This is a genomic window from Mediterraneibacter agrestimuris, assembly GCF_943193195.1.
Classification (GTDB): Bacteria; Bacillota; Clostridia; order Lachnospirales; family Lachnospiraceae; genus Schaedlerella; species Schaedlerella agrestimuris.
In genome coordinates this window covers 100,217-115,104 of the sequence record NZ_CALPDG010000006.1, presented here as the reverse complement: position 1 = coordinate 115,104, position 14,888 = coordinate 100,217, and the positions used below count along the sequence as shown (strand labels likewise).

The window sequence follows — 14,888 nt, the reverse complement described above, 5'->3', positions numbered from 1 at the left end:
ATAAAAACAGAAGAGAGAGGGAGTATGTAAAATTAATTGTGTTTATGATATACTAGAAAACATATAATATATACAGACAATAAAAGGAAGAGAGGATTACATTATGAAAAAAGTATTAAACAGCCTGCCATTTCGGCTATTACTGGGGGTAGTTATCGGAATTTTGATTGGTCAGGTGGCAAATGTAGAGGTAATGAATGTTGTAGTTACATTTAAATATGTGCTCGGACAGCTCATTAACTTCTGTGTACCGTTGATCATCATTGGTTTTATTGCACCGTCAATTACTAAATTAGGGAATAATGCGTCCCGGATACTGGGAGTGGCAGTGGGAATTGCTTATGTGTCATCAATTGCGGCAGCACTTGGTTCTATGGCAGCAGGATATGGACTGATTCCGCATCTGTCTATTGTGTCAGAGGTAGAAGGATTGAAGAAGCTGCCCGACGTTGTATTCCAGCTTGACATTCCGCAGATTATGTCTGTTATGAGTGCACTTGTATTTTCTGTACTGGTTGGTTTGGCGGCTACATGGACAAAGGCACGTGTGATTACAGGCATTCTGGATGAATTCCAGCGTATTGTGCTGGAAGTTGTGAAGCGTGTGGTGATTCCGGTACTTCCGGTATTTATCGCACTGACTTTCTGCAGTTTATCTTATGAAGGTACAATTACAAAGCAGCTTCCGGTATTTATTGAGGTTGTTCTGATCGTTATGGCAGGACATTTTATCTGGCTGACAGTACTTTATGCAATTGGTGGAATTTATTCAGGAAGCAATCCACTGAACGTAATTAAAAATTATGGTTCGGCATACATTACGGCAGTGGGAACCATGTCTTCAGCAGCGACACTGGCAGTTGCTCTTCGCTGTGCGAAGAAATCAGAACCAACTCTGAGAGATGATATGGTAGACTTTGGAATTCCTCTGTTTGCAAATATTCACTTATGCGGCTCTGTGTTGACTGAGGTATTCTTTGTGATGACAGTATCTAAGATTCTGTATGGAACAATTCCGTCTCTGGGAACGATGGTTCTGTTTTGCCTGCTGCTTGGTGTCTTTGCAATTGGCGCGCCGGGAGTGCCGGGAGGAACAGTGATGGCGTCTCTCGGACTGATTACGGGAGTGCTTGGATTTGACGAGACAGGAACAGCGCTGATGCTGACTATCTTTGCATTGCAGGATAGCTTTGGAACAGCCTGCAATGTGACGGGAGACGGAGCATTGACGATGATCTTGACTGGATATGTGAAGAAACATAACATTGAGAAGAATAAGATCCAGTCGATTGAGTTCTAGGGTATTAGATTGAAAGAAAAACGATTTTGAACAATGGTAAAAATACGGCAGGATCCTGCTAAAGAAAAGCATGGATTCAGTGGGAAAAAGATAGACAGGAGGGAATTATTTTGGACAATACAAAAGCGGCAGAAATTATTAAAACTGCACGGACAACACTTGGGATTGAGTTTGGTTCTACCAGAATCAAGGCAGTTCTGATTGATGAGACTTATCAGACGATCGCATCAGGGAGTCATGATTGGGAGAACCGTTATGTAGATCATGTCTGGACATATACTATGGAGGACATTTGGACGGGGCTTCAGGAATGCTATGCAGATTTGAAGAAGGATGTGCAGGAGAAGTATGGTGTTACACTGACTACATTTGGTGCAATTGGTTTCAGCGGTATGATGCATGGCTATCTGCCGTTTGATAAGGACGGGCGGCAGCTTGCAGAATTCCGTACATGGAGAAATACAATCACAGAGGCGGCTTCTGAGAAATTGTCAGAGATATTCCAGTTTCATATTCCGCAGCGTTGGAGTGTGGCACATCTGTACCAGTCTATACTGAATGGAGAAGAGCATGTAAAAAGGATTGCGTTTTTCACTACTCTGGCAGGATACATCCACTGGCAGATGACAGGAAAAAAAGTTATTGGAATCGGAGAGGCAGCAGGTATGTTCCCGATTGATTCTGCGAAAAACACATGGGATGAGAGTATGCTTGGACAGTTTGATGAGCTTGTGGAAGATAAAGGATTTCCATGGAAGTTAGAAGAGATTCTGCCGACGGTAATGGTGGCTGGGGAGAATGCCGGTACATTAACCGATGAGGGAGCAAGACTATTGGATCCGGATGGAGACTTGAAAGCTGGTATTTTGATGTGTCCGCCGGAGGGGGATGCGGGTACAGGCATGGTGGCAACGAACAGTGTAGCTGTTCGTACCGGAAATGTATCTGCCGGAACGAGTGTATTTGCAATGGCGGTATTGGAACACCCATTGTCCAGACCGTATGAAGAAATCGACATGGTAACAACACCGGCAGGAGATCCGGTGGCGATGGTGCATTGTAATAACTGTACATCTGATCTGAATGCGTGGGTGGGACTGTTTCAGGAATGTCTGGAAACATTCGGAACAAAGGTAGATATGAATACTTTGTTTGGAACCTTGTATAATAAGGCGCTTGAAGGAGATGCGGACTGCGGCGGACTTCTGGCTTATAATTATTTCTCAGGAGAACATATTACCAGATTTGAAGAGGGAAGACCGCTTTTTGTACGCAGACCGGACAGTAAATTTAATTTGGCGAATTTCATGCGTGTGCACCTTTGTACATCACTGGGAGCGCTGAAAACGGGAATGGATATTCTGACAAAGCAAGAGAAGGTAGAACTGGATAAGATGCTCGGACATGGAGGATTATTCAAGACCAAAGGTGTGGGGCAGAGAATTTTGGCTGCTGCCATTGATACGCCGGTGTATGTGATGGCTACGGCAGGTGAAGGCGGTGCATGGGGAATTGCATTGCTTGCGTCCTATATGAAGAACAAAGCAGAAGGCGAAAATCTGACAGAGTATTTGGCGCAGAAGGTATTTGGCGGCGCAGAAGGTGAACGGATGGAGCCAGTGGCATCAGATGTTGCAGGTTATGAGAAATTCATGGAATTGTATACCGCAGGATTGCCTATTGAAAGAGCGGCTGTAGAGGCTATGCAGCCATGAGATATTCGAGCTATGGAGCGTTGGATTGTTCGTGGTAAGGGAATTGTTATTGCTCATACGGTAGGAATGAGCAGTAGTAGAATATTGTGCATCACAGATAAGAATTGTAAATGAAATTGACCGTATTTTCATTTTATATAGTTGCTATGACAGCAGCAGTGACGGACTGGAGGAAACATCGGATTCCGAATGGCTGCTGTGTGGCAATTGTTTTTATTGTATTGATGGATTGTTTTTTGGGGAATCATATTCCTTTTATGGAACGTGCATTGGGCTGCGTGGCGGTTAGTATGCCTATGTTTTTGCTGGCATTCTGTGTCAGGGGGAGTTTTGGCGGCGGGGATGTTAAGTTCACGGCAGTATGCGGATTATTTTTAGGCTGGAAAATCATGCTTGTATCAATCGTGTATGCAATCGGAATGGCGGGAGTGTATGCGTTGGTCTTGCTATGCAGGGGAAATAACAGAAAGGCATGCGTTCCGCTGGGACCTTTTCTAGTGTTTGGTATGACTGTTGCAATAATACGCATATTGTGAAAGGGAGAAATAGGTGTTGAAATTCCGTGCAATTCCTTTTATAATGAAAATATTAAAGGGGCGTAAGCCCGGAAGGGGTAACGGGATTGGTGAAGAACCCGGACAGGAGGTTAAGATGACCGATAAATACGAAGGAATGGCGGTAGGCGTATTTGAATTGGATAGTGAATGTGCTTGCTTTGTAGCGTTGGATGCGGCGGCGAAGACTGCGGCAGTGAAGATCCAGGGAGTGGAGAGGAATCGTCTTTCAGCAGGCGCGTGTGTTAAAATGCGCGGAAGAGTTTCAGAAGTGAAGGCAGCGATGGAAGCAGCCCTGGATGCAGCGGCTCCGATTTCCAAGATTGTTTCCCATACTGTGATCGCAGCACCGTCAGAAGACACAGAGACAGCGCTTGCAATGACAATCAAGAAGTAAGACGGGTAAAGTTGATAGGATTATATGCAACAGTGGAGCTGGAGGCTTTATTGTTGCGATTATAACGAAAGCAGAGGTGGTACATATCTATGAAATATGGCGCATTTGGACTGGTGGAGGTTCTTGGAGACGCAAATGCAGTGCTGGTAGTCGATCAGATGCTCAAGGCGGCAGACGTTGTATATGAGACAAAGGATACGAAATGCGGAGGTCATGTCCTTGTATTTGTCAGCGGCAGTGTTTCTGCGGTGAAAGCAGCAGTTGAAAGCGTGGAGAGCTCTTCTCCGTGTAAGATTTTTAATTCAGCAGTGATTTCCAATCCTTCTGAAGAAATGATTGAAATTGTAGAAGACTTTAAGAGTCGTTACAATAAGTGAAAAATAAAATGTTATACAGAAAATGTGATAAAACAGCTTCGGCAGAGAGGCTGTTTTTCTTTATTTTCTGATACAAAAATGTGCACAAAAATCAGTTGAAAAAATTATTATTTTTGGTATTGCACTTGAGATAAAATTTACTTATAATGAGGGCTATGCGTTAAAAAATTACGGAGAACAGGAGGAGTACAATGAAGACATTACAAAGAGATATGACAGTTGGTAATCCGGGGAAGATCATACTGGATTTTACGTTTCCTATTTTTCTGGGGAATGTATTCCAGCAGTTTTACAATATGGCAGATACTGTGATTGTCGGCAAGTTTGTCGGAACGAAAGCTCTGGCAGCAGTGGGCAGTACGGGTACGATTATGTTTTTGATCCTGGGATTCGTACTGGGGATGACCGCAGGATTTACAGTGCTGACGGCACAGAAGTTTGGAGCAGGAGATATGAGAGCCATGCGTCAGACTGTCGGAGGCGCGGCAATTTTAAGTATCACGGTCACAGTTATTATGACTGCGGTGAGTATGTTGTTTATGAAACCGCTGCTTCGTTTTATGCAGACACCGGAGGATATTTTTGCAGATGCTTACGCATATATCATGGTGATTTGTGCAGGAATCGCGGCACAGATGTTGTATAACCTGCTGGCAAGTGTATTAAGAGCAGTAGGGAACAGCAAGATACCGCTGTATTTTCTGATTCTGTCGGCTGTCTTAAATATCGTGCTGGATTTGATACTGATTATCTTATTCCACATGGGAGCAGCGGGAGCCGCCTATGCAACTGTTATTTCACAAGGTGTTTCAGGTGTTTTGTGTCTGATATACATTATGAAAAAGGTTCCGATTCTCAGAATGCAAAAGGACGATTGGAAGCCGAAGGGACATCTGATGAAAATTCAGCTTGCAGTTGGATTTCCGATGGCGCTGCAAAATTCGATTACTGCAATCGGAACCATGATGGTGCAGACTGCTCTGAATATGCTCGGATCCACATTGGTAGCGGCTTTTACAGCGGCATCCAAGATCGAACAGGTGGTAACACAGGCATTTGCAGCTATTGGAACAACGATGGCGACATATTGCGCACAGAATATGGGTGCAGGAAAGGTGACGCGTATTCGCCAGGGATTTCGTTCGGCAACGCTCATATCCTGTATATATGCTGTTGCAGCCGGAATTTTAATTATGTTTGCCGGAAAATATATGACATATTTCTTTGTATCGGGTAATGCGGAAGAGATTATGGGGGCTGTGGATGTTTACCTGAAATGTGTTGGGATTTTCTTTATACCATTGGCTGTCATCTTCTTGTACCGAAGCGGGATACAGGGGATGGGATATGGAATACTTCCTATGATGGCGGGAGTTGCAGAGCTTGTCGGCAGAGCAATTGTAGCAGTGATCGCAGCTAGGCAAAAGAGCTATGTAGGTGTTTGTATGGCAAGTCCGGTGGCATGGGTTTTTGCAGCGGTATTGCTGCTGGGGATGTATTTTTATATTATGAAGCATGATATGAGGAAGTTTTTTGAATTGGAAAACTCATAAGATGTAGAAAATATGATTATCAATATACCCCGTTGCTAAAGTGTTTCCAGACACGCTTTTAATTTCCAAAAGCGTAACAATACTAAATTCAGCATTTACATATTTCGTTAAGCGCTGATGCTTTTTGAGAGTCTGGAAACATCTTTAGTGGTGGGGGAATTACATGTAGTTTTTAAGTGTGATTCGGTTTATGAGGCGGTCAGGCGATCTAGCGGCTTAAAGGTGTAGCCCATTTCTTCCCACTTGGTGAGGAGTTCATCCAGGATTTGGGCATTGGTCTGGGATGTGCTGTGTAGCAGAACAATTGCGCCGGGATGGATTCTGCCCAAAAGTTTGTCGAAGGCTTCTTCTTTGGTAGGCTGGTCATTTTCATACCAGTCTACATAAGCAAGACTCCAGAAAAAGGTGTGATACCCCATCTCTTTTGCCATCTGCAAGTTAGTTTCGCTGTACTTTCCCTGCGGAGGACGGTAGAATTTCGTCATTTCTTCTCCTGTAATTTCCTGATATTGTGTTTCTACATCTTTTAATTCTTTTTCAAAAGCCTCTTTTGTGGCAATCTGTGACATATCAGGATGATGGTATGTATGGTTTCCGACAGTGTGTCCCTCATCTTTCATTCGTTTAACTAAGTCTGGATTATTTTCAATATAGGTTCCTACAACAAAAAATGTGGCGGGTACAGAGTGTTTTTTCAGTGCATCCAGAATGGCCGGTGTATTGCCATTTTCAAATCCTGCATCGAAGGTGAGATAGATTACTTTTTCATCTGTATTTTCCGCATAGTATGCGTCATATTTTTTCAGCTCTTCATAAGAAGCATTAGCAACAGGTGGTTCTCCATCCTGCTGGAAGCTCAGTCCCCAGTTTCCGTCAGCAGCCGTCATGACTGCTTCCGGTGTATTACCGGTTTCATTGGGAAAGAAGTGTTCTTTTGACCGGGCAGCGAGACTGCCTAACAGAAAAGCTCCGGCAAAGAGAAGAGAAGTGCGTATGACAGCAGCTTTCTTACGAGACAGATATTCAGAGATTTTCATAGTTCACCAAATGTTTTTGTTGTAATATATGCGAAATGAGGAAGGAAAATACCGGGGATTGAATTTAAAGTCAGGACATGGTAAAGTGGATGAGGTTGTTTGATATGACAACAGAATGATTTTTATAAGGAGATACCATAATGAAACAAGCAGTATTATTTTTTGATATAGACGGTACAATACTCAGTAACAATACACATAAAATTCCTCAGAGTGCATTGTATGCTATGGAAAAAGCACAGAAGAACGGGCATCTATTGTTTGTCAATACGGGACGGACAATCTGCGCGCTGCCAAAGGAGCTGTATGCTTTTTCCTTTGATGGATATCTGTGCGGCTGTGGATGTTATCTTGTTTATCGTGATGAAGTTCTGCTGGAGAGTCATATAGACAGAGAACGGGGGAGGGAGATTGCGGGGAAAGCAAAAGAATGTAATTTTGGCATCGTACTGGAAGGAACGAAGGATGTCTTCTTTCCGAAACGGAAATCACGTTTTAAACAGTTAGAGCAGGCGCGGGCTCATTTTGGAGAGCTTGGTCTGGGAAAGAAGCAGTATATCGAGGATGGAAACTGTGACTATGATAAATTGTTTCTCTATGAAGATGGGATGACGGATAAGGCTTCGTTTGTGGAATATGTTGCATCTGAGCTGAATTTGATTGACCGTGGAATTGGCATGTATGAAGTGGTGCAGAATAGATTCTCTAAGGCAACAGCCTGTGATTTTATTTTGAAGAAATTTGGAATGTCTAAGGAACAGGCTTATGCATTTGGCGACAGTATGAATGACCTGTCTATGTTTCAATATGCGGATCATACGATTGCAATGGGAGAACATGCAGAAGGATTAGAGCCATATACAGAGTTTGTAACAAAACAGGTTGATGATGATGGTATTGCATATGCAATGAAACATTATGGGCTGATTGATTAGATCAGCCCTGCGTTTTCAAAAAAAGAAAGATCGGTTGGATGAATGTAGCTGTCCCCGATTTGTTTTAACAGGATGACATTCAAACTGTTGTTTAGGTTTTTTTTATCTAATTTTACTGCGCCAAGCAATTCGCTTATCGGTAGCTGACACTCATAGGACAGTTTGTAGGTGACAAGTACTTCTTTGATCGTCTCCGCAGTTCCGGGAACGGTCAATCCTTGCTGTTCAGCCAGTCTGCTGATTTGGTACATACCGATGGCAACTGCTTCTCCGTGACTTTCCCGTTCATAATGATAATATTGCTCAATGGTGTGTGCAAGTGTATGTCCAAAATTCAAAAGCATCCGTTCCCCAGTGTCGAACTGGTCTGCTTCCACAACCATTCGTTTGATATTAACACAGTTATAAATGATTTCTGGCAGATATTCTTTCAAATCTTCAAAGGAAGTTTTGTTTTTCAGTGTTTCAAATAGTTTTGCGTCTCTGATACAGCCATATTTGATAACTTCCCCCATACCATCAAAGATGTAGCGCTGAGGGAGAGTATTTAGTGTCTCTGGATCGATTAACACCAATTTTGGATGATAGAATGCCCCTACCAGGTTTTTTCCCTGCTGCAGATCAACAGCTACTTTGCCTCCTACAGAGGAATCCACCTGTGCCAGCAGAGAAGTAGGGATCTGTACCAGTTTAATACCTCTTAGGTAGCTGGAAGCGGCAAAACCGGCAAGGTCACCGATGACGCCGCCGCCCAGTGCAATGACCAGATCGCTTCTGGACAGCCCGGCGCTTAACATGGTTTCATAAATATTGGGAAGAGACTGGAAACTCTTCGTCGGTTCTCCATGTGGGAGTATCAATGAATGGCATTCCCAATCGTCTAAAGCAGATATCAAAATTTTCCCGTAAAGTGGAAAGACGTTATCATCTGAAATAATAAAGATCTTCTTTCCGGAGAAGATCTTTGCAATATAGTGTCCTGCATTTGCAAGAATTCCGTTTTCAATATATATCGGATAGCTGTTAGTTCCTAAGTTTATTGTTAGTTCCATAATGTTATCTCCATTAATAAAGTTTCTTGCCTACCACTTCTGCAATCTTGCGGATCTGTTTCAGGAGTTCGTCATATTTTTCAGGTTTCAGCGATTGCGCGCCGTCACAAAGGGCACATTCCGGATTGTTATGAACCTCGATCATCAGACCGTCTGCTCCGGCTGCAATAGATGCCTTTGCCATTTGTTCTACAAGCCACCATTTCCCGCCGGCATGGCTGGGGTCAATGACAATCGGAAGATGTGTTTTCTTATTCAGCACAGGAATGCTCTGCAAATCCAGAGTATTTCTTGTATAAGTTTCAAAGGTTCGGATGCCCCGTTCACAGAGGATGACGTTTTCATTTCCGGCAGCCATGATATACTCAGCGGACATAACCCATTCTTCATAAGTGGCATTTAAGCCGCGTTTTAACAGAATCGGACGGTCAATTTTACCGAGCTGCTTGAGCAGATCAAAATTCTGCATATTTCTGGCGCCGATCTGAATCAAATCGACTTTTTCATTAAAAACATCCAGATGTTCCGCCGACATCAGTTCTGTTACGATTGGAAGCCCTGTTTCTTCTTTGACAGCACAGAGAATGTCCAGACCTTCTAATCCAAGTCCTTGAAACGCGTATGGACTGGTTCGTGGTTTGAAGGCACCGCCCCGGAGCATATTTGCGCCAGAAGCTTTGACTGCTTTTGCAACCTCAAGCACCTGTTCGTAAGATTCTACGGAACAGGGACCGGCGATCAGCGCCAGATTGCCGCCGCCAACCTTTACACCGGAGACATCAATGACAGAATTTTCCGGGTGAAAGGCACGGTTTGCCAGCTTATAAGGCTCCTGTACGTGCATGACCCGGTCGACAGAAGAGTCTACTTCAAACAGTCTGGAATCTACAGAAGTGGTGTCGCCGATACAGCCGATAACCGTCATTTCTGTTCCGCGGACGGTATGTGTGTCAAGTCCATGACGTTTGATCATAAGTTCTACACGGGAAATATTTTCCTCGCTTGTACGTGGTTTTAATACAATGATCATAAAAAATCAACCTCCCTATCTCTCTCGTTCTTTATTCTAATACAAGATGTTCTGATTAGAAAGTATAAAATCTGTTATAGTAATATTTTGATACTTTAGCTGTTTAAAGCGTGAAAACATAATTATAATAAAACAAGAAAACAGAAATGTCAATATCATGTTACCGTTAACCAGTAACCATCGAATGTTAGTTTTGGAAATTATGGAAAAGGAAATACTATTCAAAAGCAACAGATTGTTATATACTTATACCATGGGAAAAAAGATACATCTTATGCTATATGAATGGTAGAAAATCAAAGTTAAAGAATGAGAAATGAGAGGTGTAAAATGAAAAAAGATACATCTTATACAATCCGGCGTGCAAGACGTTTTCCCGTAATTTTAATCGGGGAAGGTCTTCTGGTTGGTATTATAGGCGGTCTGGTTGTACTGTTTTACCGAATTGCATTGAGTTATGCAGGGGATTGGTTAAATCAAATTCTGTCATATATAAAAGGGAAACCGCTGGCTATACTGGGGTGGTTTGCTGTACTGGCACTGTTTGCGGTCATTGTCGGCAAACTGGTGAAAATGGAACCAATGATTTCAGGAAGCGGGATTCCGCAGGTAGAAGGAGAAGTGACAGGAAAATTAACGCAGAACTGGAAGCGGGTTCTTCCGGCGAAATTTTTGGGCGGTTTTTTATGTCTTTTGGGTGGATTGTCTCTGGGACGGGAGGGACCGTCTATCCAGCTTGGGGCTATGGCAGGAAAAGGTGTTTCACAGATATTGGACAGGGGCAAAACAGAAGAGAGGTATTTGATGACCTGCGGAGCAAGCGCAGGACTGGCGGCAGCGTTTCATGCACCTCTGGCGGGAGTTATATTTGCAGTTGAGGAAATCCATAAGGGATTCTCAGTGTCTATTCTGATATCTGTCATGACAGCTTCAGTAACAGCGGATTTTATTGCATCCAGCCTGATTGGTCTGGAACCGGTGTTCCAGTTTGATCTGGAACATTCTTTGCCCCAGAATTATTATTGGCTTCTGATAGTGCTTGGGATAATTGTGGGTGCTGCAGGTGTTTTCTATAACTGGGCAATGTTAAAAGCACAGGACTTATATAAGAAACCAAAATGTCTGAATGAAACAGGTCGTATTCTGATTGCCTTTTTGACAGCAGGTGTTCTGGGATTTGTGATGCCCGCTGTATTAGGCAGCAGACATAATCTGATTGAAGCCCTGACAGATGGCGAAATGGTTTTAAAAATGGCAATTACTGCCTTGATAGTGAAGTTCTTATTCTCAGCAGTCAGCTTCGGTTCCGGTGCGCCGGGAGGGATTTTCTTTCCATTGCTGATTCTGGGAGCGTTGATTGGAGGAATATTTGCAATGGCAGGTGTGAATTTTTTCGGTCTTCCGGAAATGTATATCAACAACTTTGTACTGCTTGCTATGGCAGGATTTTTTACAGCCATTGTGCGTGCGCCGATTACGGGAATTATCTTGCTTTTTGAAATGTCTGGTTCAGTCAGTCAGATGTTGTCTTTAAGTATCGTGTCGGTGACTGCATATATTGCGGCAACACTTCTACATTCCGACCCGATTTATGAAAGTCTCCTGGAACGGATTTTACAGAAGCAGAAAAATGTGGAAACAGAACCGAAAGCTGGGCGGCAAAAGGTGTTGAGTACATTTGTCATTATGGGAGATTCGGTGTTAGAAGGACGATGTGTACATGAGATTACATGGCCGGATAACTGTCTTCTGGTGGCGCTTGAGAGAAATGGAAACGAAATGATTCCGAAAGGGAGAACACGGCTGCTGGCAGGAGATGTACTGACCACCATGACAGATGAAAGAGATGTGGGATATATACATGACAAAATGGAAAAGTTATGTTATACTTCATTTTAGATTGTATGATAATGAGATGTACATGACAGAGACGACAGACGGAGGAACAAAACGATATGAAAAGAGTATTGCTGAAGTTAAGCGGAGAAGCTCTTGCGGGAGATAAGAAAACAGGATTTGACGAAGCAACCTGTATCGGTGTGGCTGAACAGGTGAAGAAGCTTGTGGATGACGGAATTCAAGTTGCGATCGTAACAGGCGGCGGCAATTTCTGGAGAGGGCGTACAAGTGAGACGATCGACCGTACGAAGGCGGATCAGATTGGAATGCTGGCAACGGTGATGAACTGTATCTATGTTTCTGATATTTTCAGACATGTGGGAATGAAAACAGAGATTTTTACACCGTTTACATGCGGTGCATTTACCAGTCTGTTTTCAAAGGATGCTGCTGTGGAGGCGCTTGAAACAGGAAAGGTAATTTTTTTTGCAGGCGGAACCGGACATCCGTACTTCTCAACAGATACAGGCGCCGTACTTCGTGCAATTGAAATAGAGGCGGATGCAATGTTGCTTGCAAAAGCCATTGACGGTATTTATGACAGCGACCCAAAGGTGAATCCGGCAGCGAAGAAGTATGACGAGATTTCCATTCAGAAAGTGATCGATCAGAAGCTGGCAGCAGTGGATCTGACAGCATCTATTCTCTGTCTGGAGAATAAGATGCCGATGCTTGTATTTGGACTTAATGAAGAGAACAGTATTGTAGAGACAATGAGTGGTACATTTACCGGAACCAAAGTAACGGTATAATAAATAGATTTTTTAAGAATCAGGAGGACAGCAACATGGATGAGAAATTAAAAGTATATGATGAAAAGATGACAAAGACAATGAGCAGCTTAGGCAGCGAACTGGGGACAATTCGCGCCGGACGCGCCAATCCGCATGTGTTGGATAGAATTGTGGTAGACTATTATGGAACGCCGACACCAATCCAACAGGTGGCTAATGTATCTGTTCCGGAAGCACGTATGATTCAGATTGCGCCATGGGAGAAGAACATGCTGAAGGTAATAGAGAAAGCAATCCTTGTATCTGATCTTGGGATCAACCCGACTAACGATGGTTCTGCCATACGGCTGATCTTCCCGGAACTTACCGAGGAACGAAGAAAAGAACTGGCAAAGGATGTTAAGAAAAAGGGTGAGGCAGCGAAGGTTGCAATCCGCAATATCCGCCGTGATGGCAACGATGCTTTTAAGAAATTAAAAGGCGGTGAGATTTCTGAAGATGGAATTAAGGATTTGGAAGACCAGCTTCAGAAGATGACAGATAAGTATATCAAGGAAGTAGATAAGACAGTAGAGGCTAAGACAAAAGAAGTTATGACTGTGTAACAATTCAGCCAGAAGGCTGAACTGTTAAATGACTGTCTAAGAGTCATGAGAAATAAGGAGGGGACCTTAGAGTCCCCTTTTCGCACGTTAATATTTATAATATAACGGGTCGGCTGATAGGTTCGTGAAAGACCTAAGTGCTCATAACGAGGAGGTATGTAATACAAATGAATGTACCGCAGCATATTGCAATTATTTTGGATGGTAATGGACGCTGGGCGAAGGCGAAGGGAATGCCGAGAAATTATGGTCACGCCCAGGGAAGCAAAAATGTGGAGCGTATCTGTGAGGAAGCGTGGAGGATGGGAATCAAATATCTGACGGTTTATGCATTTTCCACCGAGAACTGGAACCGTCCGCAGTCGGAAGTAGATGCATTGATGAAACTGCTCCGTAATTATATGAAGACTTGTTTAAAAACAGCTGCAAAAAATGATATGAAGGTACGCGTTATCGGTGACAAATCAGCTTTGGATGACGATATCAGAAACCGGATTGAGGAACTGGAAGAGGCGAGCAGGAATAACAATGGTCTGAATTTTACCATTGCATTAAATTATGGCAGCAGGGATGAGATAGTGCGCGCAGCACGGGCTTTGGCAAAAGACTGTGCAGATGGTAAGGTGGCGCCGGATGAGATTGATGAAAAACGGTATGAGTCATATCTGGATACAGCAGAGATTCCTGATCCAGATTTATTGATCCGTACAAGCGGCGAGCAGCGGCTGTCCAATTACCTTTTGTGGCAGCTTGCATATTCAGAATTTTATTTTACAGATATTCCATGGCCGGATTTTACAAAGGAAGAATTGGCCAGAGCGATTGAATATTATAACAGCAGAGATAGACGTTTCGGCGGTATAAAGGAGGAACAGGATGTTTAAAACAAGACTGTTGAGTGGAATACTACTTGTAATCATTGCACTGATTACGCTGATCATGGGCGGACCGGTTCTGTTTGTGACCGTGGCGGCAATCAGTATGATTGGACTAAGAGAATTATATCAGGTGTTTCACGTAGAAAACAAACCCCTTGGCATGGCGGGATATGTTTTTGGCCTTTTGTATTATGCTTTGCTGCTTGTCAAAGCAATAGGTACCTTGCCGGGAGAACTGACCTACTGGTGTATTATGCTGTTTATGTCATTTTTAATTTGTCTGATGGCAGTGATGGTGTTTGCTTATCCGAAATATCATCCAAGTCAGGTGATGGCGGTGTTTTTTGGATTTTTCTATGTGGCAGTGATGTTGTCCTATATTTATCAGATTCGGCTTCTGCCGGGCGGTGTTTTTACAGTCTGGCTGGTATTTATCTGTGCATGGGGATGTGATACTTGTGCATACTGTGTAGGTATGCTGATCGGCAGACATAAGATGGCTCCGGTGTTGAGTCCGAAGAAATCTGTAGAAGGCGGAATCGGGGGGATTGCAGGAGCGGCTCTGATAGGAGCGCTGTATGCACTGGCAATTAACCATTGGGGCGGTGCAGGAGTGTCAGCAGTAGAATTTGCAGTCATCGGCGGAATTGGCGGCGCAATCTCCCAGATAGGAGATTTGGCTGCATCTGCGATTAAGCGAAATTACAATATCAAAGATTACGGCAGATTGATTCCTGGACATGGCGGGATTCTGGACCGTTTTGACAGCGTCATTTTCACGGCGCCGATTATTTATTATCTTGCAATGCTTTTGTAGAAAGA

15 protein-coding genes are annotated in these 14,888 nt (G+C 43.4%); 12 read left to right on the top strand and 3 right to left on the bottom strand.

Features of this window, described 5'->3' with window-relative positions; translation table 11 throughout:
- Nucleotides 1-103: 103 nt before the first annotated feature.
- The 6 genes from NFS18_RS05275 to NFS18_RS05250 all read left to right on the top strand — a co-directional run bounded on the left by NFS18_RS05275 (nt 104) and on the right by NFS18_RS05250 (nt 5,896).
- On the top strand, nt 104-1,300 hold the full coding sequence (locus NFS18_RS05275; RefSeq protein ID WP_251388677.1) for a dicarboxylate/amino acid:cation symporter: 1,197 nt from the start codon (nt 104-106) through the stop codon (nt 1,298-1,300).
- A 104-nt stretch (nt 1,301-1,404) separates the two neighbouring features.
- Complete coding sequence (locus tag NFS18_RS05270) at nt 1,405-3,015, top strand: xylulokinase (protein WP_408631548.1); 1,611 nt, start codon at nt 1,405-1,407, stop codon at nt 3,013-3,015.
- Between the two features lie 110 nt (nt 3,016-3,125).
- Nucleotides 3,126-3,551, top strand: a complete 426-nt coding sequence (locus tag NFS18_RS05265) for a prepilin peptidase (protein WP_251388673.1) — start codon at nt 3,126-3,128, stop codon at nt 3,549-3,551.
- 115 nt (nt 3,552-3,666) lie between these two features.
- The gene (locus tag NFS18_RS05260; RefSeq protein WP_251388671.1) at nt 3,667-3,966 is read left to right on the top strand and encodes a BMC domain-containing protein; all 300 of its coding nucleotides are present in this window, start codon (nt 3,667-3,669) and stop codon (nt 3,964-3,966) included.
- Between the two features lie 89 nt (nt 3,967-4,055).
- Entirely contained in the window at nt 4,056-4,343 is a 288-nt protein-coding gene (locus NFS18_RS05255) for a BMC domain-containing protein (RefSeq protein WP_251388669.1), read from the top strand.
- A 191-nt stretch (nt 4,344-4,534) separates the two neighbouring features.
- Nucleotides 4,535-5,896, top strand: a complete 1,362-nt coding sequence (locus tag NFS18_RS05250) for an MATE family efflux transporter (RefSeq protein WP_251388667.1) — start codon at nt 4,535-4,537, stop codon at nt 5,894-5,896.
- A gap of 188 nt (nt 5,897-6,084) precedes the next feature.
- On the opposite strand, the gene pdaA is transcribed toward NFS18_RS05250, so the two are convergent.
- Complete coding sequence (pdaA, locus tag NFS18_RS05245) at nt 6,085-6,933, bottom strand: delta-lactam-biosynthetic de-N-acetylase (RefSeq protein WP_251388665.1); 849 nt, start codon at nt 6,931-6,933, stop codon at nt 6,085-6,087.
- A gap of 140 nt (nt 6,934-7,073) precedes the next feature.
- Between pdaA and NFS18_RS05240 the strand changes: the two genes are divergently transcribed.
- Nucleotides 7,074-7,868 carry a Cof-type HAD-IIB family hydrolase gene (locus tag NFS18_RS05240; protein WP_251388663.1) on the top strand — a complete coding sequence of 265 codons (795 nt, stop codon included), beginning with the start codon at nt 7,074-7,076 and terminating at the stop codon, nt 7,866-7,868.
- Here the strand turns inward: NFS18_RS05240 and aroB are convergent.
- Together aroB and aroF are read right to left on the bottom strand one after the other, a co-directional pair.
- Entirely contained in the window at nt 7,865-8,920 is a 1,056-nt protein-coding gene (gene aroB / locus NFS18_RS05235; protein WP_251388661.1) for a 3-dehydroquinate synthase, read from the bottom strand. The genes NFS18_RS05240 and aroB overlap by 4 nt on opposite strands.
- A 13-nt stretch (nt 8,921-8,933) precedes the next feature.
- Nucleotides 8,934-9,950, bottom strand: coding sequence for a 3-deoxy-7-phosphoheptulonate synthase (gene aroF, locus NFS18_RS05230; protein WP_251388659.1), 1,017 nt, complete (start codon nt 9,948-9,950; stop codon nt 8,934-8,936).
- Between the two features lie 330 nt (nt 9,951-10,280).
- On the opposite strand from aroF, the gene NFS18_RS05225 reads away from it, so the two are divergent.
- From NFS18_RS05225 to NFS18_RS05205, 5 genes are all read left to right on the top strand, one after another.
- Nucleotides 10,281-11,849 carry a ClC family H(+)/Cl(-) exchange transporter gene (locus NFS18_RS05225; protein ID WP_251388657.1) on the top strand — a complete coding sequence of 523 codons (1,569 nt, stop codon included), beginning with the start codon at nt 10,281-10,283 and terminating at the stop codon, nt 11,847-11,849.
- Between the two features lie 56 nt (nt 11,850-11,905).
- A complete protein-coding gene (gene pyrH, locus NFS18_RS05220; RefSeq protein ID WP_251388655.1) occupies nt 11,906-12,601 on the top strand; it encodes a UMP kinase in 696 nt (231 codons plus the stop codon).
- A gap of 35 nt (nt 12,602-12,636) precedes the next feature.
- Entirely contained in the window at nt 12,637-13,188 is a 552-nt protein-coding gene (gene frr / locus NFS18_RS05215) for a ribosome recycling factor (RefSeq protein WP_251388652.1), read from the top strand.
- Between the two features lie 167 nt (nt 13,189-13,355).
- Nucleotides 13,356-14,072, top strand: a complete 717-nt coding sequence (locus NFS18_RS05210; protein WP_251388651.1) for an isoprenyl transferase — start codon at nt 13,356-13,358, stop codon at nt 14,070-14,072.
- Entirely contained in the window at nt 14,065-14,883 is an 819-nt protein-coding gene (locus NFS18_RS05205; protein WP_251388649.1) for a phosphatidate cytidylyltransferase, read from the top strand. Before NFS18_RS05210 ends, NFS18_RS05205 begins: the two co-directional genes overlap by 8 nt.
- Nucleotides 14,884-14,888 lie beyond the last annotated feature (5 nt).